The following is a 21584-nucleotide window of genomic DNA, read 5'->3' as shown; positions in this document are numbered from 1 at the left end:
CGACAACAACCGGACAATCCCGTCACTCAAAGTCTCGCCAAACGGACACTTTTGTCCGAAAATAATTCCATGACCGCTCAACGTGCCGATGCTGCTGCCCGCCGTGCCCTCATCCTCGACGCCGCCGATCATGTGTTCGGCCAACATGGCGTCACCGCCCCGCTGGACCTGGTGGTCGAACGCGCCCAGGTGGGCCGCGCCACCCTGTACCGCAACTTCCCCGACCGCACCGCGCTGATCCAGGCGCTGCTGCAGCGTACGGTCGACCGTATCCGGCGCCAGGTCGAACAGTTGGGCGACCGCGACGACGCCCTGTTCGAGGTGTTCGAGGGCATGGCCCAGCGCATCATCGATTCGCCGGCGCTGGCCGATTACTGGCGCGCGGTCGATTCGGACGTGCCGGCCATGCGCACCGCGCGCGAGACCGTGCGCGACCTGCTGGAAGCGCCGATCGCCCGCGCCAAGGCCGCCGGCCTGTGCCGTGCCGACCTGGAGAAGACGGATATTTCACTGATCTCGGGCATGCTGGGCGCGGCCCTGCGCGGCAAGACCCGCGACGAGCGCGCCCACCTGGCCGGGCGCGCCCTGCAGCTGCTGCGCGGGGGTCTCCAGGGAGCAACCAGCGAGGCCCGCTGATGGTCCAGCCGTATCTGAAGCCGGTTCCGGATTGGGAGGAGCACGAAAAGCCGACCATGCCCGGTTCGGCATCGATGCCCTGGCATCCGCCCTATCGACGCGTGGCCTATGCCCTGGTGTCGCTGCTGGTGGCGATCACCGGCGGCCTCGGCAATGCGCTGGTCACCGCCAACCTGCCGTTCCTGCAGGGCCAGCTCGCACTCACTCCGACCCAGGGCAGCTGGCTGGTGGCCGCGTATGCGATGGTGAATGTCACCGCCAACCTGCTGGCCTTCAAATTCCGCCAGCAGTACGGCATCCGCCTGTTCGCGGAGATCGGACTGGGCCTGTATGCGGCGCTGGCGGTGCTGCACCTGTTCGTCGGCAGCTTCGAGACCACGATGCTGACCCGTGCTGCCAGCGGCTTCGCTGGCGCGGCCTGTTCGACGCTGGGCACGCTGTACATGCTGCAGGCGCTGCCACGGCGGTTCACCGGCAACCTGCTGGTGATCGGTGTCGGCCTCTCGCAGCTGGCGGTGCCGATTGCCTGGATCGTATCGCCGGGCCTGGTTGATACCGGTCAGTGGCACCAGCTGTACTCATTCGAAGCCGGCCTGGCCCTGTGCGCGTTCGCGGCGGTGGTGCTGCTGAAGCTGCCGCCGGGCATCCAGGTGAAGGCCTTCGAGCCATTGGACTTCCTCACCTTCGCCCTGCTTGCGCCGGCGGTCGCGCTGCTGGTGATCGTGCTGGCGCAGGGCTATACGCGCTGGTGGCTCAATACGCCGTGGCTGGGCTGGGCGCTGATCGCCTCGATCGCGCTGACCACCGTCGCACTGATCATCGAACACTACCGGCGCAATCCGCTGCTGCAGATCCGCTGGCTGTCGACACTGCCGGTGCTGCATTTCATCGTCGGCGCCTTCCTGATCCGCTTCCTCACCACCGAACAGTCCTACGGCGTGGTCAACCTGATGCGCACGCTGGGCATGGGGCCGGACCAGATGCGGCCGCTGTTCGTGGTGATCCTGGCCGGGGTGATCGTCGGCATCGCCGGCGCCTCGCTGACCTTCGGCCCGAAACGGCTGATCGCGCAGCTGTTGATGGCGATCCTGCTGCTGGGCGCCGCCGCGTTCTTCGACCAGCACCGCACCAGCCTGGACCGGCCGCACGACTTCTACGCCAGCCAGTTCCTGGCCTCGGTCGGTGCCGGCATGTTCATGGGCCCGCTGATCATGCTCGGCATCTCCGCCGCGTTGAAACAGGGCGTGGACCACATGATCACCTTCCTGGTGACACTGTCGATCACGCAGACCCTGGGCGGCCTTGCCGGTTCGGCGGTGCTGGGCACCTTCCAGCTGCATCGCGAGCAGCTGTATTCCAGCGCGCTGACCAGCCAGCTCGACCCGGCCGATCCGGTGGTGGCACAACGCCTGCGCCTCCAGCAGCAGCTGTACAGCGCGCAGATCACCGACCCGGTGCTGCGCAGCGCGCAGGGTAGCGCGCAGCTGGCGCAGACCGCGCGCCGCGAAGCCAACGTGCGCGGCTTCAATGATGTGTTCACGCTGAGCGGCTGGCTGGCGATCGGCTTCCTGTGCTGGTTGCTGCTGCTGACGCTGCGCACCGCCGTGCTCAAGCAATGGCGCAAGCGCCACCCCGCCCTTCCCACTGTGGCCACGCCGGCCGCGCCCCGTTGAGTCCCCCCATGCCTCCCGTCCCGCCCCGCCCCGACGACACCGACAACGTGACCCCACCGCCGCCGACCGACGCGGCGCCCGCGCCCACCCCGGCAGAACCCGCGGTCGCGCCGAAGTACCTCAAGCCCAGCGCGCGCAGCGTGGTGGTGATGGTGGTGGTGGCCTTGCTGGGCATCGCGCTGATCCTGCGCGCCTGGCACCTGTGGCCCTTCACCAGCAGCGTGATGGTGACCGACAACGCCTATGTGCGCGGCCAGATCACGGTGATGGCGCCGCAGGTGAACGGCTACGTGACCGAGGTGCTGGTGAAGGACTTCCAGCATGTGAAGCAGGGCGAGCCGCTGCTGCGCATCGATGACCGCATCTATGCGCAGCGTGTCGCCCAGGCGCAGGCGACGCTGGACAGTGCGCACGCGGCATTGGCCAACTCGGACCAGTCGCAGGCGCAGAACCGCGCGCAGATTGCCTCCGCGCAGGCCACGCTGTCGGCCGGGCAAGCCGAACTGCAGCGCTCGCGCAACGAGACCAAGCGCTACGAGGAGCTGGCCGCGCAGCAGCTGGTGTCGGTCAACGACCGCGACAAGTTCCGCACCACCCAGGCCTCGGCGCAGGCCAGCGTGCAGCAGTCGCAGGCGCAGATCCGCATCGCCGAGGAAACGCTGGTGTCGACCCGGGTGGCGCGCAAGAGCCTGGAAGCGCAGGTGGAAAGCGCACAGGCGCAGCTGGAACTGGCGCGCATCGACCTGGCCAACACGGTGATCCACGCGCCGCGCGACGGCCAGATCAGCGAAGCCAGTGTGCGCGTGGGCCAGTACGTCGCCGCCGGTTCGCAGCTGCTGTTCCTGGTGCCTGACACGCTGTGGGTGGTGGCCAACTACAAGGAAGGCCAGACCTGGGGGATGGCGATCGGCCAGCCGGCCACGTTCTCGGTGGACGCGTTCCACGGCCAGGTGCTGCGCGGCCGCGTGCAGGAAATCGCACCCGCCACGGGATCAGAGTTCAGCGTGCTGCGCCCGGACAATGCCAGCGGCAACTTCACCAAGGTGGTGCAGCGGCTGCCGGTGCGGATATCGATCGATGAAGGCCAGACGCTGGCCGCGCAGCTGCGGCCCGGCATGTCGGTGATCGTGCGCGTGGATACCGCGAGCAAGCCGATGGACTAGCCTTGTCATGAAACGGGGTCGGATCCCTTTGCCAATGGCAAAGGGATCCGACCCCAATCCCGTCCTGCCTTCAGCCTGCGCAGCGCGCGCAGAGGCCGTGCACTTCCAGGGTCTGCGCCTGCGGCTGGAAGCCCAGCTCCTTGGCGCGCTTTTCCAGCTGGGTGACGATCTCGCGGTCTTCCAGTTCCACCGCGCTGTGGCAGCTGTTGCAGATCAGGAACGGCACCGAGTGCGCGGCACTACTGGGGTGATGGCAGGCCACGAAGGCATTCACCGACTCCAGCTTGTGCACGAAGCCATTGGCCATCAGGAAGTCCAGCGCGCGGTACACGGTGGGCGGGGCATCTGCGCCCACGCCCTTGCCGTTGCGCACCCATTCCAGCAGCTCGTAGGCCTTGACCGGCTTGCCGGCCTCGGCGATCAGCTTCAGCACGTTGGCGCGGATCGGGGTCAGGCGCAGCCCGCGTTCGCGCGAGACACGCTCGACCACCGCCACGAAATCCGACGCGTCGTGGACGTGGTGGTGCGGGGCGGTACAGGCAGTGGCGGTCTTGGCGGGCATGCGTGTTCTCCGGTTCGGGCCTGGCAAGGATGCCTCAGGCCGTTGCTACCTTGTTGATGGCCACATCAATGCGTTTCAAGGCCTGCTCGCGGCCGGCCAGGTACACGGTATGGGAAATGTCAGGACTGACCTGGGTGCCGGTGATGGCCACGCGCAGCGGCTGGGCGACCTTGCCCATGCCGATCTCCAGCGCGGCGGCCGCATCGTGCAGGGCCACACCCACCGATTCGGCGGTCCACTCCGGCAGGGCGGCCAGCAGCTCGCGGGCCTTGCCCAGCGCCACCTCAGCACCGGCCTTGAAGTGCTTGGCCACCGCCGCTTCGTCGTACTCGGTCAGCGGCTGGTACCAGACCACGGCCTTCTCGGCCATTTCCTTCAGGGTCTGCACGCGTTCACGCAGGGCGACCACCACGTCCTCCGGGGCGGGGCCAGCGGCCACGTCCAGGCCCAGCTTCTGCAGCTGGTAGACCAGGTGCGGCACGATGGCGGCCACATCCTCGGTTTTCAGGAAGTGCTGGTTGACCCAGCCCAGCTTGGCCATGTCCAGGCGCGAGGCCTTGGAGTTGCAGTCCTTCACGTCGAACAGGTCGATCAGCTCCTGGCGGCTGAACAGCTCCTGGTCACCGTGCGACCAGCCCAGGCGGGCCAGGTAGCTCAGCAGCGCATCGGGCAGGTAGCCGGCGTCCTTGTACTGCATCACGTCGGCCGCGCCGGTGCGCTTGGACAGCTTGGCACCCTGCTCGTCGAGGATCATCGGCATGTGGCCGAACTTCGGCACCGGCGCACCGATGCCTTCGTACAGGTTGATCTGCCGCGGGGTGTTGTTGATGTGGTCGTCGCCGCGGATGACCTCGGTGATGCCCATGTCCCAGTCGTCCACCACCACCGCGAAGTTGTAGGTGGGGTAGCCGTCCGGGCGGAAGATGACCATGTCATCCAGCTCGCTGTTGGCGATCTCGATGCGGCCCTTGATCAGGTCGTCGAACACCACCGTGCCTTCCAGCGGGTTCTTGAAGCGGATGACCCGGTTCGGGTCGTCCTTGTACGGCAGGCCCAGTTCGCGTGCAGCGCCGTTGTAGCGTGGCTTTTCCTGCCTGGCCATGGCGGCCTCGCGCATCGCGTCCAGCTCTTCGCGGGTTTCGTAGGCGTAGTAGGCCTTGCCGTCGGCGATCAGCTGCTCGGCCACTTCCTGGTAACGGGCGACGCGGTCGGTCTGGTAGATCGGGCCTTCGTCGTAGTCCAGGCCCAGCCACTCCATCGCTTCCAGGATGGCGTCGATCGCGCCCTGGGTGCTGCGTTCACGGTCGGTGTCCTCGATGCGCAGCACGAACTCGCCGCCACGGTGGCGGGCCTCCAGCCAGCAGTACAGCGCGGTGCGGGCACCACCGATGTGCAGGTAGCCGGTGGGACTGGGGGCGAAGCGGGTGCGGCAGGTCATGGACGGCTCGATGAACGGGAATCCCCCGATTTTACCAGCCCGCCGCCCCCGACGGAAAAAGGGGACGGAGGGGATTAAGTTGCGATTGCCCAGCCGCTGGGCCTGCAACCGGGAAACGGAGGGGAGATACGACTTAATCCCCTCCGTCCCCTTTTTACGGTTCTACCTTGCGCGGGAAGGACTGCTCGCGCATCGCGGCGTTGTAGGCGAACGAGGCGACGATGGCCGCGGCCTGCTTCAGGTCTTCCGGTTCGGCGTGGTCCCAGGTGTCCAGATGGCTGTGGTGGACATTGGTGAAGTAGTCCAGCCGGTCCTGGATGAACTGGAAGCCCGGCAGGCCGATGCGGTCGAAGCTGATGTGGTCGGTGCTGCCGGTGTTGCGGGTGGCCACGGTGGTGGCGCCGACGTCATGGAACGGGGCCAGCCAGGCCTCGAAGATCGGCATCGCCGCCAGGTTTTCCTGCGCGTAGATGCCCCGGAAGCGGCCCGAGCCGTTGTCCATGTTGAAGTAGACCTGGAACCTGCTGTAATCGCGGGTCTTCTGCAGCGCGCCGGTCGGTTCGCGCAGCGAGGCCGGCAGCGCCTTCTGCGCCGGGTCGGTGGGCTCCGGGAACCGGCCGAAATGCTTGGCCACATAGGCCTGCGAGCCGATCAGGCCCTGCTCCTCGCCGCTCCACAGCGCCACGCGGATGGTGCGCTTGGGCCTGGCGCCGGTGGCCTTGAGGATGCGCATGGCCTCCATCATTACCGCCACGCCGGCGGCGTTGTCGGCCGCGCCGGTGCCGCTGTGCCAGGAATCCAGGTGCGCACCGATCATCACCACTTCATCGGGCTTGCTGCTGCCGCGGATCTCGGCCAGCGTGTTGTAGCCCGGCTGGTCGGCTTCATCGGTGAAGCGCGCGGCCACATCCACGCGCAGGCGCACGCTCTGCTTGGCCTTCAGCGCGCGCACCAGCGGATTGAAGTGCTCGCTGATCATCGCCAGCTCGGGGATGCCCACCGGCTCGCCGGCCTTGCGCGAGCCGCCGCCGGCAACGCGGATGATGCCATTGTCCCAGCTGCTGATGCTGATCGAGGCCAGCGCGCCCTCTTCGACGAAGAACGCATTGACCTTGGCCGCCAGCTGCTGGCGTTCCTGGTACTCCTTGACCCGCTTGGCGCGCTCGGCGGTGGCGTCCTGGTCCTTCGGCAGGGTGAACTCCTGCAGGCCTTCCAGCGAGGTCGCGTCATGCCGATGGGAATCCGGCTCGGTGCCGCGCTTGTATTCGCGCGCTTCGCCCAGCAACAGGATCTTGCCACGCAGCTTGCCGCGGTACTTTTCGATGTCTTCGGGCTTCTTGATCTCGACCTGCACCAGCTCGCCTTCAACCGGGCCCTGGGTGCCCGGCGTCCACGCCTTAGGCAGCGCGTGCAGCGGCTGGATGCGGTCACCCAGCATTTCCACGCTGGCCGAGGTGAACTCCCAGCCACGGCCGAAGTCATCGAAGGCTTCGTCGTGGACGTTGTCCAGCTTCCATTCGTTGAACTTGCCGCGGGTCCACGCGTTGGCCCGGCCCATCGCCGGCGAGTTGGTCAGCCGTGGGCCGATGCGTTCGGTGAGATAGCTGAAGGTGTCCATCACCTGCGAACGATGGAAGGCCTCCTGGCGGATGCGGCTGACCATGTCCAGGTCCACCGTTTCGCGCTGCTGCGCCGCTGCATTGCCACCCATCGCCAGCGCTACGGCCAGCACGCCCCACTTCAACACATCACACCCCTGCCTTCCGGCCTGCTCATCAACCCATCGAGTCTAGCCAGCAGGGGCGCGCCGATACCGTCCCATCGGTCATGGACAGCGACAGTAGATCCACGCCATGCGTGGATGAACTGCCGAATCACCCACTCCAGCCCAGCCACAACTGCGCCCGCTCCGGCAGCAGCAGCAACCAGTGCCGCCGGTCGATGCTGCTGCTGCCGTATACCGCCGCATGCGCCGGCCAGTCATCGGGCAGGCCACCGATGCCGATTTCGGTCAGTGCGTCCGCCCCGGCCTTCCATGGCCGGTAGCGCGGCACCTTCCCCGCCAGCGCACCGCGTCCCTGCCGCGCGCCCTGCAACCAGGCCAGGCCCTTGCCCTGCAATCCCTCGCAGGTCACCGCGGCCAGCTGGAAGCGGACCAGGCCGGGGGCGATCCGTGCCCCCGGCAGGGCCGCCAGCACGCCATGTGCCTGCAGCAGTGCATCCACTTCCAGCAGAGCCGGAATGCCCTGCCGTGCCCGTTGCCGCAATCCCTGGCGCCAGCTCATGGCGTGCTCCTTACTTCAGGTCCGCGCCAAGCGCGTACCAGTCGACCCGGCGGGTCACCCACATCGCCAGCGCCAGGATCACGAACAGCAGCAGCGACCCCATCAGCAGCGCGTTGTTCTCCGACACCAGCAGTCCGTACAGCGCGCCGTACAGCACGGTCAGCAGCGCAGCGAAGCCGAGGCCGCGCTTCCAGTGGCCCAGCACATTGGCCAGGTACACCGCCTGCAGGCCGATACAGGCCACGGCCGAGACCAGGTAGGCCTTCCAGAACGCGATGTGCTCGGACAGGCTGATCAGCAGCAGGAAGAAGATCGCCAGCGCCAGGCCGACCATCAGGTACTGCAGCGGGTGGATGCGCAGCGACTTGATCAGCTCGAACAAAATGAAGCCGACGAAGGTCAGCAGCACGAACAGCACGCCATACTTCGAGGCGCGGTCGGCCTGGGTATAGGTATCGACCGGATCGACCAGCGACACCGTCACCGCCTGCGAATCGATCGGCCCCTCGCTGCGCAGCTGGCGCTGTGCGTCGGAGGCCAGCGAGGACACGGCCCAGCGTGCATCGAAGCCCTGTGCATCGACGCGCCGCTCGTTGGGCAGGAAGGCGCCGCTGAACGACGGGTGCGGCCAGCTCGAACGCAGCGCGATGCGGGTGTCATCGCCCACTGGCACCACCGACAGCATGCGGCTGCCGTCCAGGCGCAGCTCCAGTTCGATGGTGCTGGCAGCCAGGGAGAGGCCCTGATCCGAGGCAAGACCGCTCACCGGCGCATGCAGGCCACGGCCGATTTCGCTGGCCGCACCAACGCCAGGCAGCAACCGCAGCTGCTTGCCGTCCACGCGCAGGTTCGGCGTGCCGACCAGGCCACGCACATCGGAAACACCCAGCGCTACATAGGGCTCGCCGTAGCTGCGGCCGCTCTTCGATGGATAGTCGTCTGCTGCGAAGGTGGCCTTCAGCTGGCCGTTCCAGCTGTACACCGGCACCTTGAACAGGCCGACTTCGCGCTGGCTCGGCAGCATCTCGCCGCCCACCTCCAGCGACGCTGGCATCTGCAGCCAGTGGCCCTCGGTGACCTGCTCCTCGATCTTCTTGCTGCCCTGGGCGTCAACCACCTCGACCTGCTTGCGTTCCACCCACGGCACCACCCGCACCGGGCCCACCAGCTGCTGCGTGCCGGCACGGCTGTCGGCCACCCGGGCAAAGGCCTCGTCGCGGTACTGGCTGCGCTCGGTGATGACCCCGCGGATCATCATCAGCGGCACCAGCAGCAACAGGATCAGCCCGCCGACAATGGCGAACCGCAGCAGCATCTTCAGGGATTTCATGGTCCATCCTCGTTGGAGAGGGCTGCAGGATGGACCGCTGCGGTGAGCAGGGTTTGTGGCGAATTTGAAGCGAGTGTGAAGTCAGCGGCGCGGACGCTGGCCCGGCAGTGCCAACGGCAGCCACAGGCTGGCCACGGTGCCACCGCCGTCGCGCGGGTCGAGGCTGGCGCGACCATCATGCAGGCGCGCGACCTCCTGCACGAACGGCAGGCCCAGGCCGGAACTGCGCCGGCCGCTGCCGGGGCGGGCCAGTGAATAGAAGCGTTCGAACACCCGTTCGCGCGCGTAGTCGGGAATGCCAGCACCACGATCCGCTATCTGCAGGCGCACGCCCTGCCCGTCCGCCTCGGCCTGCAGCGCGATGTCCGCGCCGGGCGGTGAGAAGGCAATGGCGTTGTCGATCAGGTTGTGCAATGCCTGCCGCAGCAGATAGGCATCACCCTGCACGCGCAGGTCGGGCACGCTGCCGACGCAGACCTGCACGCCGGCCGCCTGCGCACGCACCTGCGCCGCCGCTGCCGCGTCGGCCAGCAAGGTTGGCAGCGCGATCGGATCGCGGGTCTGCAGCCAACCGTGCTGTTCCACTTCGGCCAGCGCCAGCAGCTTGTCGATGGTCTCGGTCAGCCGCTCCTGTTGATCAACGATGCTGCGCGCGAAGTGCACGCGGTCGGCCTCGGGCAGCGGCTCCTGCAGCAGCTCGGCGGCACCGCGGATCGCCGCCAGCGGGCTCTTCATTTCGTGCGTCAGTGACTGCACGTACTGTTCGACGTAGGCCTTGCCTTCCAGCTTGCGGCGCATGGTTTCCAGCGCCTGGCCGAGGTCACCGATCTCATCACGGCGGCGCCGTGGCGGTGGCACCGGTTCGCCGGCGCTGACCGCGCGTGCATAGCGGCTGAGCTGGCCGAGGCCGGTGGTAAGCCACATCGTCACCAGCACGCCGACCAGCGCCGACAGCCCGATCAACCAGGCGCCGCGCTCGATGATGGCGCGCTGGCTGGCGGCGATGAATGGATCGATGCTGCGGTTGGGCTGGGCCAGGCTGAGCACACCGATCAGGGTGCGCCCATCGGCCGGGTCGTACACCGGCGCCGCCACATGCATCACCGTATCGCCTTCTTCGCCTGGCACTTCCGGGCTGGAGCGGGCGCCGTACTCGCCACGCAGGGTGCGGTAGACATCGTTCCAACGCGAATTGTCACGCCCGAGGTCGCGGCCCAGCGAATCGTAGATGACGATGCCCTTGGCATCGGTGATGGTCACCCGGTAATCCAGCGAGCGCTTGGGGAAACGCCAGACCATCGCCTTCAGGTCGCGCTGCCGCGCCTTGGCCAGGTTGCGGGTGAAGCTGCCGCTGCGGATGGTGCCGTCCTTGACGTCGGCGGCGGCCATCTCGGCCAGCACGTTGGCTGCATCGACCAGGGTCGATTCCATCGCCTGGCGCACCCCCGGCTTCACCTCGTTGACAAACACGCGCATCACGAAGAACGCGGCGATGCCGGTGATCAGGAAGAAGCCGAGGAACAGCTTCAGTACCAGGCGCATCGGCTAGACCTCCAGCGCGTAGCCGAGGCCACGGTGGGTACGGATCGGGTCGTCGCTGGCACCGGCCGCACGCAGCTTGGCGCGCAGCGTCTTTACATGGGTGTCGACGGTGCGGTCGGCGCTGTCGGCACTGCTGTCCCAGCCCCGGTCCATCAGCTGCGCGCGGCTGAGGATGGCACCGGGGCGCTGCAGCAACGCTTCCAGCAACGCGTATTCGTAGCGGGTCAGGTCCAGCGCATGGCCGCGGAAGCGGATGCGCCGGCCTTCGCGGTCGATGGCGAACGCCCCATGTTCCTGCCAGCCGGCGTCCGCGCGGGGCGCTGCGACGGCCGGTGCCGCACGGCGCAGGCGCGCACGCACCCGCGCCACCAGCTCGCGCGGCGAGAACGGTTTGGTCATGTAATCGTCGGCGCCCAGTTCCAGGCCCAGCACGCGGTCCACTTCATCGTTGCGGGCGGTCAGGAAGATCACCGGCAGCTGCGCCGCCGGCCCGGCCTGCGCACGCAGCCGCCGGCAGACCTCGAAACCGCCCAGGTCCGGCAGGCCCACGTCCAGCACCACCACGTCGATATCGCCGGCCTGCAGCCGTTGCAGGGCCTCGCCGCCCAGCAGGCAGTGGCTGGCGGCATAGCCTTCGCTGCGCAGCGCATAGAGCACGGTTTCGGCGATGGCGGCTTCGTCCTCGACCACCAGGACATGGGCAACGGGAACTGTCATGGCGCGCAGCATAGCCGCTGCGGCCGCCGCCCCGTACACTGCCGCCCATGAACTATCGCCACGCCTTCCATGCCGGCAACCACGCCGATGTGCTCAAGCACATCGTGCAGCTGGCCCTGATCGACAGCTTCAAGCGCAAGGACAGCCCGTTCTTCGTGCTCGACACCCACGGCGGTGCCGGCCGCTACCTGCTGGCCAGCGAAGAGAGCCGCAAGACCCTGGAGGCCGAATCCGGGATCATGCGCTTGATGGCCCAGCCCAAGCTGCCGGAGGTGGTCGAGCGCTACCTGAAGGCGGTGCAGGCCGACAACCCGGTGGGCGCGCTGACCAACTACCCGGGCTCGCCGCTGCTGAGCGCGCAGGCGATGCGCGCGCAGGACCGCATGGCGGTCTGTGAGCTGCAGGAAGCCGAAACGGCCACGCTGAAGGCCCTGTTCGCCCATGACAGCCGCGTCGATGTGCGCCCGGGCGATGGCTACGCGCTGCTGCGTTCGCTGCTGCCGCCGAAGTTCAACGGCAGCAAGATCGGCCGTGGCCTGGTGCTGATCGACCCGCCCTACGAGGCCCAGGACGCCGAATACCAGGCCGTCCTGGCCGCGCTGGCCGAGACCCTGGCGCGCTGGCCGCAGGCTACCTGCGCGGTGTGGTTCCCGATCAAGCAGCGCCGCACCATCCTGCACTTCCTGCGCAAGGCCACCGCCCTGCCGGTCAAGTCGGCGATGACGATCGAGTTCCTGGTGCGCCCGGACGACTCACCGCTGCGCCTCAACGGCAGCGGCATGCTGCTGCTCAACCCGCCCTGGCAGTTCGACCGGGTGGTCGGCCCGGCCCTGCCGGCGCTGCGCCAGCACCTGGGTGAACCCGGGGCCAGCACCCGCCTGGATTGGCTCAAAGCCCCCGAATAACGGCCTTCACGAGGCTGTACCGCCGTGAGCCTTTCGTTCACGGAATGCAGCCCCGGTGATGCCACAATCGATGGACCACCAAGGAATCACCCGGTATGGCCACTCGCAACCGCATGCCGCCCTGGCATGAGATCTTCAAGGCTCCCAGCGGCCACGAGCTGCTGATCCGCCCCATCCGCCCGGAAGATGGCGCACCGCTGCAAGCGGCGTTCAGCCTGTTCGGGCCGGAAGAAATCCGTGATCGTTTCCTGCAGGCGGTGACCGAGCTTTCGCCGGAAACGACCCAGCGCCTGACCCACCCGAATCCCAAGACCGAGATCACCCTGGTCGCAGCCGAATCCCTGCCCGCTGGCGAAGCGGTGGTCGGCGCGGTCGCCCGGGCCTCGATCATCCCCGGCACCCGTGAAGCCGAGTACGCGATCCTGATCAGCCGCTTCCTCATTGGCCAGGGCCTGGGCCGGCAGCTGATGCGCAAGCTGGTGAAGTGGGGCCGCGGCAAGTACCTGGACCGCCTGTACGGCGACGTTGCCGCCGAGAACGAGCCGATGAAGCAGCTGGCCGCCTCGCTGGGCTTCAAGCCGGTACCGCACCCGACCGGTGCCGAAGGCCTGGTGCGGATGGTGCTGGAGCTGGACAACTGAAGGCTGCGCCGGGCGTGGCCTGGCGACGCATTCCGGTAGTGCCGGCCGCTGGCCGGCATTGCGCTACCCCAACGGCGCATGAGGCTGCCGGCCAACGGCCGATACCACCCACCGGGCTTCGATCGGGCTTCTGCTAAAATCCGGGGTCCATGTCGCGTACCTCATACCCCGCCCCGCCGCTGCCGCGCGCCGGCCAGCTCCGCGCCTGGTGGCGCGCGCCCGCATCGCCGACCGCCCTGGCCTGGTACCTGGCCCAGGCCGCGCGTGCGCATGACGCGCCCCTGCTGGTGATCGCCCGTGACAACCACGGTGCCAACCAGCTCGAAGCCGACCTGCACACCCTGCTCGGCGGCGACCCGGCCCTGCCGGTGGTCGCCTTCCCGGACTGGGAAACCCTGCCCTACGACCGCTTCAGCCCGCATCCGGACATCATTTCGCAGCGACTGTCCGCCCTGCACCGCCTGCCCACGCTGAAGCGCGGCCTGGTGATCGTGCCGGTGCAGACCCTGCTGCAGCAGCTGGCCCCGCGCAGCTACGTGATCGGCGGCAGCTTCGACCTGAAGGTCGGCCAGCGCCTGGACCTGGAAGCCGAGAAGCGCCGCCTGGAAAGTGCCGGCTACCGCAACGTGCCGCAGGTGATGGACCCGGGTGACTTCGCTGTACGCGGCGGCCTGCTCGACGTGTACCCGATGGGTGCCGACGAGCCGCTGCGGGTGGAGCTGCTGGACGAGGACATCGATTCGATCCGTGCCTTCGATCCGGAAAGCCAGCGTTCGCTGGACAAGGTCGAGGCGGTGCACATGCTGCCGGGCCGCGAAGTGCCGATGGATGAAGCCAGCATCGCCCGCGTGCTGGCCACGCTGCGCGAGCGTTTCGATGTCGATACCCGGCGCAGTTCGTTGTACCAGGACCTGAAGTCCGGACTGGCGCCGGCCGGCGTCGAGTACTACCTGCCGCTGTTCTTCGAACGCACCGCGACCCTGTTCGACTACCTGCCCGACGGCAGCCTGCCGGTGGTCTGCGCCGGTGCCGGCGAAGCCGCCGAGGCATTCTGGGCGCAGACCGGTGAGCGCTACGAACAACGCCGCCACGATGTGGAACGGCCGCTGCTGCCGCCGTCCGCGCTGTACCTGTCGCCGGAGCTGCTGCGCGAGCGCCTGAACGATGCCCCGCGCATCGAGGTGTGGTCGGCTGACCATGCGCGCATCGCCGACGCGCACGCGCTGGGCGACCAGCCGCTGCCGCCGCTGCCGGTGGCCGCGCGCGAGGCGCCCGCTGGCGACGCGCTGAAATCCTTCCTCGGCCACTATCCGGGCCGGGTGCTGATCGCCGCCGATTCGCCCGGCCGCCGCGAGGCGCTGCTGGAAGTGCTGCAGGCCGCCGAGTTGAAGCCGCCGGTGGCGGCCGACCTGCCCAGCTTCCTCGCCGACGATGCGCGCTTCGCGATCGCGGTGGCGCCGCTGGAGGATGGCTTCGCGCTGGACGATCCGCGCATCGCGGTGCTGACCGAGCGCCAGCTGTTCCCCGAGCGCGCCGGCAGCACCCGCCGCACGCGCCGTGCCGGCCGCGAACCGGAAGCGATCATCCGTGACCTCGGCGAGCTGACCGAAGGCGCGCCGATCGTGCACGAAGACCATGGCGTCGGCCGCTATCGTGGCCTGATCGCAATGGACGTCGGCGGCATGCCCGGCGAGTTCCTCGAAATCGAATATGCCAAGGGTGACCGCCTGTATGTGCCGGTCGCCCAGCTGCACCTGATCAGCCGCTACTCCGGTGCGTCGGCGGAAACCGCGCCGCTGCATTCGCTGGGTGGCGAACAGTGGAGCAAGGCCAAGCGCAAGGCCGCCGAGAAGGTGCGCGACGTCGCCGCCGAGCTGCTGGAGATCCAGGCCCGCCGCCAGGCGCGTGCCGGCCTGGCACTGCAGGTGGACCGCGCGATGTACGAGCCGTTCGCCGCCGGTTTCCCGTTCGAGGAAACGCCGGACCAGCTGGCCGCGATCGACGCCACCCTGCGCGACCTGGCCAGCAGCCAGCCGATGGACCGCGTGGTCTGCGGCGACGTCGGCTTCGGCAAGACCGAGGTGGCGGTGCGTGCGGCATTCGCCGCCGCCAGTGCCGGCAAGCAGGTGGCCGTGCTGGTGCCGACCACGCTGCTGGCCGAACAGCATTACCGCAACTTCCGCGACCGTTTCGCCGATTACCCGCTGAAGGTCGAGGTGCTGTCGCGCTTCAAGACCACGAAGGAAATCAAGGCCGAGCTGGAGAAGGTCGCCGCCGGCACCATCGACGTCATCGTCGGTACCCATCGCCTGCTGCAGCCGGACGTGAAGTTCAAGGACCTGGGCATGGTCATCGTCGACGAGGAGCAGCGTTTCGGCGTGCGCCAGAAGGAGGCACTGAAGGCGCTGCGCGCCAACGTGCACCTGCTGACCCTGACCGCCACGCCGATCCCGCGCACGCTCAACATGGCGATGGCCGGCCTGCGCGACCTGTCGATCATCGCCACGCCGCCGCCGAACCGGCTGGCGGTGCAGACCTTCATCACCCAGTGGGACAACGCGCTGCTGCGCGAAGCCTTCCAGCGCGAGCTGGCGCGTGGTGGCCAGCTGTACTTCCTGCACAACGACGTGGAAAGCATCGGCCGCATGCAGCGCGAGCTGTCCGAGCTGGTGCCCGAGGCACGCATCGGCATCGCCCACGGCCAGATGCCCGAGCGCGAGCTGGAAAAGGTGATGCTGGATTTCCAGAAGCAGCGCTTCAACGTGCTGCTGTCGACCACGATCATCGAGTCGGGCATCGACATCCCCAACGCCAACACCATCATCATCAACCGCGCCGACCGCTTCGGCCTGGCCCAGCTGCACCAGCTGCGTGGCCGCGTCGGTCGTTCGCACCACCGCGCCTACGCCTACCTGGTGGCGCCCGACCGCCGTTCGATCACCCCGGATGCGGAGAAGCGCCTGGAAGCGATCGCCTCGATGGACGAACTCGGCGCCGGCTTCACCCTGGCCACGCACGATCTGGAGATCCGCGGTGCCGGTGAACTGCTCGGCGAGGACCAGAGCGGGCAGATGGCCGAGGTTGGCTTCAGCCTGTACACCGAACTGCTGGAGCGCGCGGTGCGCAGCATCAAGCAGGGCAAGCTGCCCGACCTGGATGCCGGTGAGGAAGTGCGTGGTGCCGAGGTCGAACTGCATGTGCCGGCGCTGATTCCGGAAGACTACCTGCCGGACGTGCACACCCGCCTGACCCTGTACAAGCGCATTTCCAGCGCGCGCGACAGCGATGCACTGCGCGAACTGCAGGTGGAGATGATCGACCGCTTCGGCCTGCTGCCGGACGCGGCCAAGCACCTGTTCGCCATTGCCGAGCTGAAGCTGAAAGCCAACACGCTGGGCATCCGCAAGCTCGACCTGGGCGAGAACGGTGGCCGCATCGTGTTCGAGTCCAAGCCGAACATCGACCCGATGGCGGTGATCCAGCTGATCCAGAAACAACCGAACCTGTACGCCATGGAAGGGCCTGACAAGCTGCGCATCAAGCACCCGCTGCCGTTGCCGGAAGACCGCTTCAACGCGGCCCGCGCCCTTCTGACCACCCTCGCCCCGGGTTGATCGCCCCCGAATACCCCGCACCGGTCCCCACCCGGTGCGGGCGGATGACCATGTTTCCTGACGCCGTACCCGCCCCCGACCTGCTGCACGCGCAGGCCTGCCTGATCGATGCCCTTTCGATGTCGCTGCAGATGCGCGACGCCTATACCCGCCACCACTGCGACCGCGTCGGCCTGTTCGCGCAGCGCCTTGCCGCGCACTGCGATCTCGATGACGAGGCCTGTGCGCAGATCGGCCTGGCCGCGCGCTTCCACGACATCGGCAAGATCGGCATTCCCGACGATGTGCTGCTGGCACCGCGCCGGCACACCGATGAGGAGCGCGCGATCATGCGCGAGCACCCGGTGCGCGGCGAGCATATCTTCCTGGCCACCGGCCGCAGCGACGCCGCGCCCGTGGCGCGACTGATCCGCGCCCATCACGAAGCCTTCGATGGCAGCGGCTATCCCGATGGACTGCGCGGCGAATCCATCCCGCTGGGCGCGCGCATCGTCACCATCGCCGATGCCTACGATGCGATGACCAGCGTGCGCCCGTACCGCGACGCGATGGAGCACGAAACCGCATTGCGGATCATCGAAGCGCAATCCGGCGGGCTGGTGGACCCCTACGTGCTGCAGCGCTTCCATCGCATGCTGGCACGGGAGCCGGAGCTGGCCTGAGATCCACCGGGCACCGCCCGGCGCCACCAACCGCGCAAACAAAAGGCCCGGCATTCGCCGGGCCTTCTGCATCACGCATCACGCATGATCGATTACCAGATCACCACGCGCTTGTCGTCGGCACGCACCATCGCGTCGCCGGCCTTGCACTGGAACGCAGCGGCATAGGACGGCATGTTCGACGGCGCGCCGTTGGCACGGAAGTTGGCCGGGGCGTGCGGGTCGGTGTTCAGGCGGACGCGCAGCTCACCATCGGTGAAGTTGCGGCGCCACACGGTGGCCCAGTTCATGAAGAAGCGCTGGTCCTGGCTGTGGCCATCCACTTCGACATTCGCCTTCGGGTCTTCCTTCAGCGCCATCTGCAGCGCGTCGTAGGCCACGGTCAGGCCGCCCAGGTCGCCGATGTTCTCGCCCAGGGTCAGCTTGCCCTTCACGAACACGCCCGGCACCGATTCATAGCCGTCGAACTGCGCGACCAGCTGGTCGGTACGCTGGGTGAAGGCCTTGCGGTCGGCGTCGGTCCACCAGTTGTCGAAGTTGCCGTTGGCGGCGAACTGGCTGCCCGAGTCATCGTAGCCGTGCATCATTTCGTGGCCGATGACCGCACCGATGCCGCCGTAGTTCAGCGCCGGATCGGCCTTGGCGTCGAAGAACGGTGCCTGCAGGATCGCGGCCGGGAACACGATCTCGTTCTTGGTGGCGTTGTAGTACGCGTTGACGGTCTGCGGGGTCATGCCCCACTCGGTCTTGTCCACCGGCTTGCCGATCTTGTCCAGCATGTAGCGGTAGTTGAACGCACGCGCCGCCTGCATGTTGCCCAGGTAGCTGTCGCCGTTGGTCTGCAGGCCCGCCCAGTCACGCCACTTGTCCGGGTAACCGATCTTCGGGGTGAAGCTGGCCCACTTCTCCAGGGCCTTCTTCTTGGTCTCTTCGCCCATCCACGGCAGCTGCTCCAGGCGCGCCTTCAGCGCCTGCGACAGGTTTTCCACCAGGTGCTGCATGGCCACCTTGGATTCGGCCGGGAACACGGCGTCGACGTACAGCTGGCCCAGGGCTTCGCCCATGCCACCGTTGACCGACTCCAGCACACGCTTCCAGCGCGGCTGCATTTCCTTCTGGCCACGCAGGGTGGTGCCGTAGAAATCGAAGTTGGCCTTCTCGAACTGGCTGCTCAGGTACGGCGAGGCGTCGTCGATGGTGTGGAAGCGCAGGTAGGCCCGCCAGGTGCTGGCCGGCACGTCGGCCAGCATCTTGTCCATTTCACCGAAGAAGCCCGGCTGGGCCAGCGAGAACTTCTGCGCGGCCGGCACCTTCAGGGTGTCGAACAGCGCGGTCCAGCTGAAGTTCGGGGTCAGCTTGTCGGCGTCGGCCGCGCTGAGCGGGTTGTAGCGCTTGGCCGGGTCACGCATTTCGATGCGCGACATCGAGGCCTTGGCCAGGCGGGTTTCGAAGGCCATCACGGCCTTGGCCTGCTCGGCGGCCTGCGCCGCGTCCACGCCGGACAGGGTCAGCACCTGTGCGATGTAGGCCACGTAGGCATCGCGGATCTTGGCCTGCGCGTCGTCGAAGTAGTAGCCCTTCTCCGGCAGGCCGAGGCCGCCCTGGCCGACATAGGCGATGACGTTGGCCGAATCCTTGTAGTCGGCATTGGCGAACAGCGAGAACAGCACGCCCTTGCCCTCGGCCTGGCTGTCGCGCAGGTACTGGGTGATGGCGGCGGTGTCGTTCAGCGCGGTGATCTTGTCCAGCTGCGGCTGCAGCGGCGCCAGGCCGGCGGCTTCGATCTTGGCTTCATCGTTGCCGGTCTTCCAGATGTCACCGATCTTGGCTTCCACCGAGCCGGCCTTGGCCTGGCTGGCCGCGGCCTGCTGCACCAGTGCGTGCTGCACTTCCAGCGAGCGCTCGCGCAGGATCTCGAAGCTGCCCCAGGTGGTCTGGTCGCCCGGCACCGGGTTGGCCTTCAGCCACTTGCTGTTGACGAAGCCATTGAGGTCGGTACAGGCCGAAATGGCCGGATCCAGATCGGCGCTGTTGAGCGAGATCAGCGGCGTCTTGATCTGCGACAGGTCGAAGGCCGGCTTGGCGTCGGCGCTGGCCGCCGGCGCGGTTTCATTCTTGCCACAGGCCGCCAGCGAGGCAGCGATGGCGATGGTCAGGCCCAGCGGGACCAGGTTGCGGACGTTCATGAGGCTCTCCTGCGGGTAATTTCACAGGGTAGCCGGGGGAACGGAGCTGGGGACCGGCCAAAGGTCACGAGCCCGTGGAGTCGCCAACCAACTGCATGCCGGTATTCTTAATCTTCCCGATCACCGGATCTCGCGCCCATGGACGACGCTGCGCTGCTACTGGCCCTCGACCGCTGCGAGTATCTATTCCTGACGGGTATTGGCGAACCGGAGGCCAACTGTCTGCGGCTGGTCATCGAAGAGGGACAGGTGAAAGGAGAGCCTCGCCCAGTGGACCTCGGCAATGGACGTTCGATCGAGGGCGTGCGCGCGATAGAGATAACCTCCCATTCGCAGCGGTTCGAGCTGGTTTGGAACGCCTACATCAGCTACGCCGTGCACAACGAGTCCTACCAGAGCTGGGACGACTCCGAAACCTGGAGCGGCAACCTGTTCCGCCGTTACAGCCGTTCGAAGTTCCTCGATTATCTGGACCGTGCCACCTTCGCCGACACCCGCTACCCCGGCCCATTCACGCACTATCAGGTGATATGCCAGGACCACGTCATCGACATTGCCGCGTTGCAGCCGCCGAGCGCGCGTCTGTTGGGTCCTTCGTAGCTGGCAGATGCAGCCACCCATGGGGTGGCTCTACTGGGGTGCGACAGCGTCAGTCGAGCATGGCTCGACTCTACAAAAGCGAAGGCCGGCTTGCGCCGGCCTTCTGCTTCTTTATTTCGCCTTGCCCTGGTTGGCTACGGCTTCAGCGGCCTTGCGCGCTGCTTCCGGGTCGCCCAGGTAGCGGAACGACTTCACCGTCAGGTCGTCGTTCAATTCGAACAGCAGCGGGATGCCGGTCGGGATGTTCAGCTCGAGGATTTCCTCGCGCGAGACATTGTTGAGGTACTTGTACAGCGCGCGCAGCGAGTTGCCGTGGGCGGTGACCAGCACGGTCTTGCCGTCCTTCAGCTGCGGCGCGATGGCGTCGTGCCAGTACGGCAGCACGCGGTCCAGCGTGGTCGCCAGCGATTCGGTGCCCGGCAGCGCGTTGCGGTCCAGGCCGGCGTAGCGGCGGTCATGGATCGGGTGGCCCGGATCTTCCAGGTCCATGGCCGGCGGCGGGATGTCGTATGAACGACGCCACACCTTGACCTGCTCCTCGCCGTGCTTGGCAGCGGTCTCGGCCTTGTCCAGGCCCTGCAGGCCGCCGTAATGGCGTTCGTTGAGGCGCCAGGACTTGTTCACCGGCAGCCAGTCCTGTTCCAGCTCGGCCAGTGCGCCCTGCAGGGTGTGGATGGCGCGCTTGAGCACGGAGGTGTGGGCGACGTCGAACTGCAGGCCTTCCTCGCGCATCAGGCGACCCGCGGCGGCCGCTTCCCGGCGCCCCTGCTCGGTCAGGTCGACATCGACCCAGCCGGTGAAGCGGTTGTCCAGGTTCCACTGGCTCTGGCCATGGCGCAACAGTACGAGTTTACGGGTCACTGCAGGGTCTCCAACGCGAGGAAAGGCAGGCTGCCATTGTAGCCCCGGGCGCCGCTCACCGGGCCGTGGCACCGCGCATGCGATGCTGTGACCAATGAATACGGTGATCGACCCCGGGCGCTGGGAAGGCAGCGTCGCCGCGGCACGCGCGCAGCAGCTGCAGCTGGCAGGCCGCGTGGAGCGCCAGGACCGCCTGCCCCGCAACGTGCGCTGGCTGGCCGGGCTGGATGTTGGCTTTGAAAGCGGCGGCGCCATCACCCGCGCCGCGGCGGTACTGCTGGACGCAGAGACGCTGCAGCCCGTGGTGCAGGAGATCGCGCGCATCCCCACGGTGATGCCCTACATCCCCGGCCTGCTCAGCTTCCGCGAGCTGCCGGCACTGCTGGCCGCGCTGGCGCTGCTGCCGCGCACGCCGGACCTGGTGTTCGTCGATGGCCATGGCATCAGCCACCCGCGCCGGCTGGGCGTGGCCGCTCACCTCGGTGTGGTCACCGACCTGCCGAGCATCGGCGTGGCCAAGTCGAAGCTGGTCGGCCGGTTCGTCGAACCGGGCGCCGAGGCCGGCGCACATACGCCGCTGATGGATGGCGATGAGCAACTGGGCTGGGTGCTGCGCAGCAAGGTGCGCTGCAAGCCACTGTTCGTGGCCGGCGGCCATCGGGTCAGTGCGGATACCGCGCTGGACTGGGTGCAGCGCACGCTGCGCGGCTACCGGTTGCCGGAGCCGACCCGGCTGGCGGACCGGCTGGCCTCGCGACGGGACGAATGA

Annotated in this window: 18 protein-coding genes; 9 read left to right on the top strand and 9 right to left on the bottom strand. The window is 67.7% G+C overall.

Annotated elements, in window-relative coordinates; genetic code table 11:
- Positions 1–69 precede the first annotated feature (69 nt).
- Genes ACZK1G_RS06435 through ACZK1G_RS06425 form a run of 3 tightly spaced genes read left to right on the top strand, consistent with a single transcriptional unit; the run spans position 70 to position 3472 of the window.
- Positions 70–636 carry a TetR/AcrR family transcriptional regulator gene (locus ACZK1G_RS06435; RefSeq protein ID WP_010483118.1) on the top strand — a complete coding sequence of 189 codons (567 nt, stop codon included), beginning with the start codon at positions 70–72 and terminating at the stop codon, positions 634–636.
- The gene (locus tag ACZK1G_RS06430; protein ID WP_101765167.1) at positions 636–2309 is read left to right on the top strand and encodes an MFS transporter; all 1674 of its coding nucleotides are present in this window, start codon (positions 636–638) and stop codon (positions 2307–2309) included. Before ACZK1G_RS06435 ends, ACZK1G_RS06430 begins: the two co-directional genes overlap by 1 nt.
- Before the next feature lie 8 nt (positions 2310–2317).
- Entirely contained in the window at positions 2318–3472 is a 1155-nt protein-coding gene (locus ACZK1G_RS06425) for an HlyD family secretion protein (RefSeq protein ID WP_049446323.1), read from the top strand.
- A gap of 70 nt (positions 3473–3542) precedes the next feature.
- Here ACZK1G_RS06425 and ACZK1G_RS06420 read toward each other — a convergent pair whose 3' ends face one another.
- From ACZK1G_RS06420 to creB, 7 genes are all read right to left on the bottom strand, one after another.
- A complete protein-coding gene (locus ACZK1G_RS06420; RefSeq protein WP_004150412.1) occupies positions 3543–4034 on the bottom strand; it encodes a Fur family transcriptional regulator in 492 nt (163 codons plus the stop codon).
- A gap of 34 nt (positions 4035–4068) precedes the next feature.
- Positions 4069–5472, bottom strand: a complete 1404-nt coding sequence (gene gltX, locus ACZK1G_RS06415; protein WP_101765166.1) for a glutamate--tRNA ligase — start codon at positions 5470–5472, stop codon at positions 4069–4071.
- A 154-nt stretch (positions 5473–5626) separates the two neighbouring features.
- Positions 5627–7219: a M20/M25/M40 family metallo-hydrolase gene (locus tag ACZK1G_RS06410; protein ID WP_101765164.1), complete on the bottom strand. Its 1593-nt coding sequence runs from the start codon at positions 7217–7219 to the stop codon at positions 5627–5629.
- A gap of 127 nt (positions 7220–7346) precedes the next feature.
- Positions 7347–7757 (bottom strand): hypothetical protein, encoded by a 411-nt coding sequence (locus ACZK1G_RS06405; RefSeq protein WP_101765163.1) that lies wholly within the window; start codon positions 7755–7757, stop codon positions 7347–7349.
- 10 nt (positions 7758–7767) lie between these two features.
- Positions 7768–9087 (bottom strand): cell envelope integrity protein CreD, encoded by a 1320-nt coding sequence (creD, locus tag ACZK1G_RS06400; RefSeq protein ID WP_101765162.1) that lies wholly within the window; start codon positions 9085–9087, stop codon positions 7768–7770.
- Positions 9088–9168: 81 nt separating this feature from the next.
- Complete coding sequence (gene creC / locus ACZK1G_RS06395; RefSeq protein ID WP_101765160.1) at positions 9169–10629, bottom strand: two-component system sensor histidine kinase CreC; 1461 nt, start codon at positions 10627–10629, stop codon at positions 9169–9171.
- Between the two features lie 3 nt (positions 10630–10632).
- Positions 10633–11358: a two-component system response regulator CreB gene (creB, locus tag ACZK1G_RS06390; RefSeq protein ID WP_080347535.1), complete on the bottom strand. Its 726-nt coding sequence runs from the start codon at positions 11356–11358 to the stop codon at positions 10633–10635.
- A gap of 35 nt (positions 11359–11393) precedes the next feature.
- Here creB and ACZK1G_RS06385 point away from each other — a divergent pair, with 35 nt between their 5' ends.
- From ACZK1G_RS06385 to ACZK1G_RS06370, 4 genes are all read left to right on the top strand, one after another.
- Complete coding sequence (locus ACZK1G_RS06385; protein WP_049446337.1) at positions 11394–12251, top strand: 23S rRNA (adenine(2030)-N(6))-methyltransferase RlmJ; 858 nt, start codon at positions 11394–11396, stop codon at positions 12249–12251.
- A 95-nt stretch (positions 12252–12346) separates the two neighbouring features.
- On the top strand, positions 12347–12892 hold the full coding sequence (locus ACZK1G_RS06380) for a GNAT family N-acetyltransferase (RefSeq protein ID WP_004150340.1): 546 nt from the start codon (positions 12347–12349) through the stop codon (positions 12890–12892).
- Positions 12893–13041: 149 nt separating this feature from the next.
- Positions 13042–16506, top strand: coding sequence for a transcription-repair coupling factor (gene mfd / locus ACZK1G_RS06375; RefSeq protein ID WP_049446338.1), 3465 nt, complete (start codon positions 13042–13044; stop codon positions 16504–16506).
- A 44-nt stretch (positions 16507–16550) separates the two neighbouring features.
- Complete coding sequence (locus ACZK1G_RS06370) at positions 16551–17168, top strand: HD-GYP domain-containing protein (protein ID WP_049446339.1); 618 nt, start codon at positions 16551–16553, stop codon at positions 17166–17168.
- A 92-nt stretch (positions 17169–17260) separates the two neighbouring features.
- Here ACZK1G_RS06370 and ACZK1G_RS06365 read toward each other — a convergent pair whose 3' ends face one another.
- Positions 17261–19354 (bottom strand): M13 family metallopeptidase, encoded by a 2094-nt coding sequence (locus tag ACZK1G_RS06365; protein ID WP_101765159.1) that lies wholly within the window; start codon positions 19352–19354, stop codon positions 17261–17263.
- Between the two features lie 138 nt (positions 19355–19492).
- On the opposite strand from ACZK1G_RS06365, the gene ACZK1G_RS06360 reads away from it, so the two are divergent.
- On the top strand, positions 19493–19954 hold the full coding sequence (locus tag ACZK1G_RS06360; protein WP_049446344.1) for a hypothetical protein: 462 nt from the start codon (positions 19493–19495) through the stop codon (positions 19952–19954).
- A 111-nt stretch (positions 19955–20065) separates the two neighbouring features.
- On the opposite strand, the gene gpmA is transcribed toward ACZK1G_RS06360, so the two are convergent.
- Positions 20066–20815, bottom strand: a complete 750-nt coding sequence (gpmA, locus tag ACZK1G_RS06355) for a 2,3-diphosphoglycerate-dependent phosphoglycerate mutase (RefSeq protein WP_032127519.1) — start codon at positions 20813–20815, stop codon at positions 20066–20068.
- A gap of 94 nt (positions 20816–20909) precedes the next feature.
- On the opposite strand from gpmA, the gene nfi reads away from it, so the two are divergent.
- Positions 20910–21584: a deoxyribonuclease V gene (gene nfi / locus ACZK1G_RS06350; RefSeq protein ID WP_101765158.1), complete on the top strand. Its 675-nt coding sequence runs from the start codon at positions 20910–20912 to the stop codon at positions 21582–21584.

Source organism: Stenotrophomonas sp. 109824_Sma, from assembly GCF_056480025.1.
This window is presented reverse-complemented; position numbering and strand designations above follow the sequence as displayed.

What these genes read in the sequence shown, in the direction of transcription:
- ACZK1G_RS06430 (WP_101765167.1), top strand. Translation starts at nt 636, where the DNA reads ATGGTCCAGCCGTATCTGAAGCCGGTTCCGGATTGGGAGGAGCACGAA.
- creB (WP_080347535.1), bottom strand. Translation starts at nt 11,358, where the DNA reads ATGCTGCGCGCCATGACAGTTCCCGTTGCCCATGTCCTGGTGGTCGAG.
- creD (WP_101765162.1), bottom strand. Translation starts at nt 9,087, where the DNA reads ATGAAATCCCTGAAGATGCTGCTGCGGTTCGCCATTGTCGGCGGGCTG.
- nfi (WP_101765158.1), top strand. Translation starts at nt 20,910, where the DNA reads ATGAATACGGTGATCGACCCCGGGCGCTGGGAAGGCAGCGTCGCCGCG.
- ACZK1G_RS06425 (WP_049446323.1), top strand. Translation starts at nt 2,318, where the DNA reads ATGCCTCCCGTCCCGCCCCGCCCCGACGACACCGACAACGTGACCCCA.
- ACZK1G_RS06435 (WP_010483118.1), top strand. Translation starts at nt 70, where the DNA reads ATGACCGCTCAACGTGCCGATGCTGCTGCCCGCCGTGCCCTCATCCTC.
- ACZK1G_RS06385 (WP_049446337.1), top strand. Translation starts at nt 11,394, where the DNA reads ATGAACTATCGCCACGCCTTCCATGCCGGCAACCACGCCGATGTGCTC.
- gltX (WP_101765166.1), bottom strand. Translation starts at nt 5,472, where the DNA reads ATGACCTGCCGCACCCGCTTCGCCCCCAGTCCCACCGGCTACCTGCAC.
- creC (WP_101765160.1), bottom strand. Translation starts at nt 10,629, where the DNA reads ATGCGCCTGGTACTGAAGCTGTTCCTCGGCTTCTTCCTGATCACCGGC.
- ACZK1G_RS06380 (WP_004150340.1), top strand. Translation starts at nt 12,347, where the DNA reads ATGGCCACTCGCAACCGCATGCCGCCCTGGCATGAGATCTTCAAGGCT.
- ACZK1G_RS06370 (WP_049446339.1), top strand. Translation starts at nt 16,551, where the DNA reads ATGACCATGTTTCCTGACGCCGTACCCGCCCCCGACCTGCTGCACGCG.
- mfd (WP_049446338.1), top strand. Translation starts at nt 13,042, where the DNA reads ATGTCGCGTACCTCATACCCCGCCCCGCCGCTGCCGCGCGCCGGCCAG.
- ACZK1G_RS06365 (WP_101765159.1), bottom strand. Translation starts at nt 19,354, where the DNA reads ATGAACGTCCGCAACCTGGTCCCGCTGGGCCTGACCATCGCCATCGCT.
- ACZK1G_RS06360 (WP_049446344.1), top strand. Translation starts at nt 19,493, where the DNA reads ATGGACGACGCTGCGCTGCTACTGGCCCTCGACCGCTGCGAGTATCTA.
- ACZK1G_RS06405 (WP_101765163.1), bottom strand. Translation starts at nt 7,757, where the DNA reads ATGAGCTGGCGCCAGGGATTGCGGCAACGGGCACGGCAGGGCATTCCG.
- ACZK1G_RS06420 (WP_004150412.1), bottom strand. Translation starts at nt 4,034, where the DNA reads ATGCCCGCCAAGACCGCCACTGCCTGTACCGCCCCGCACCACCACGTC.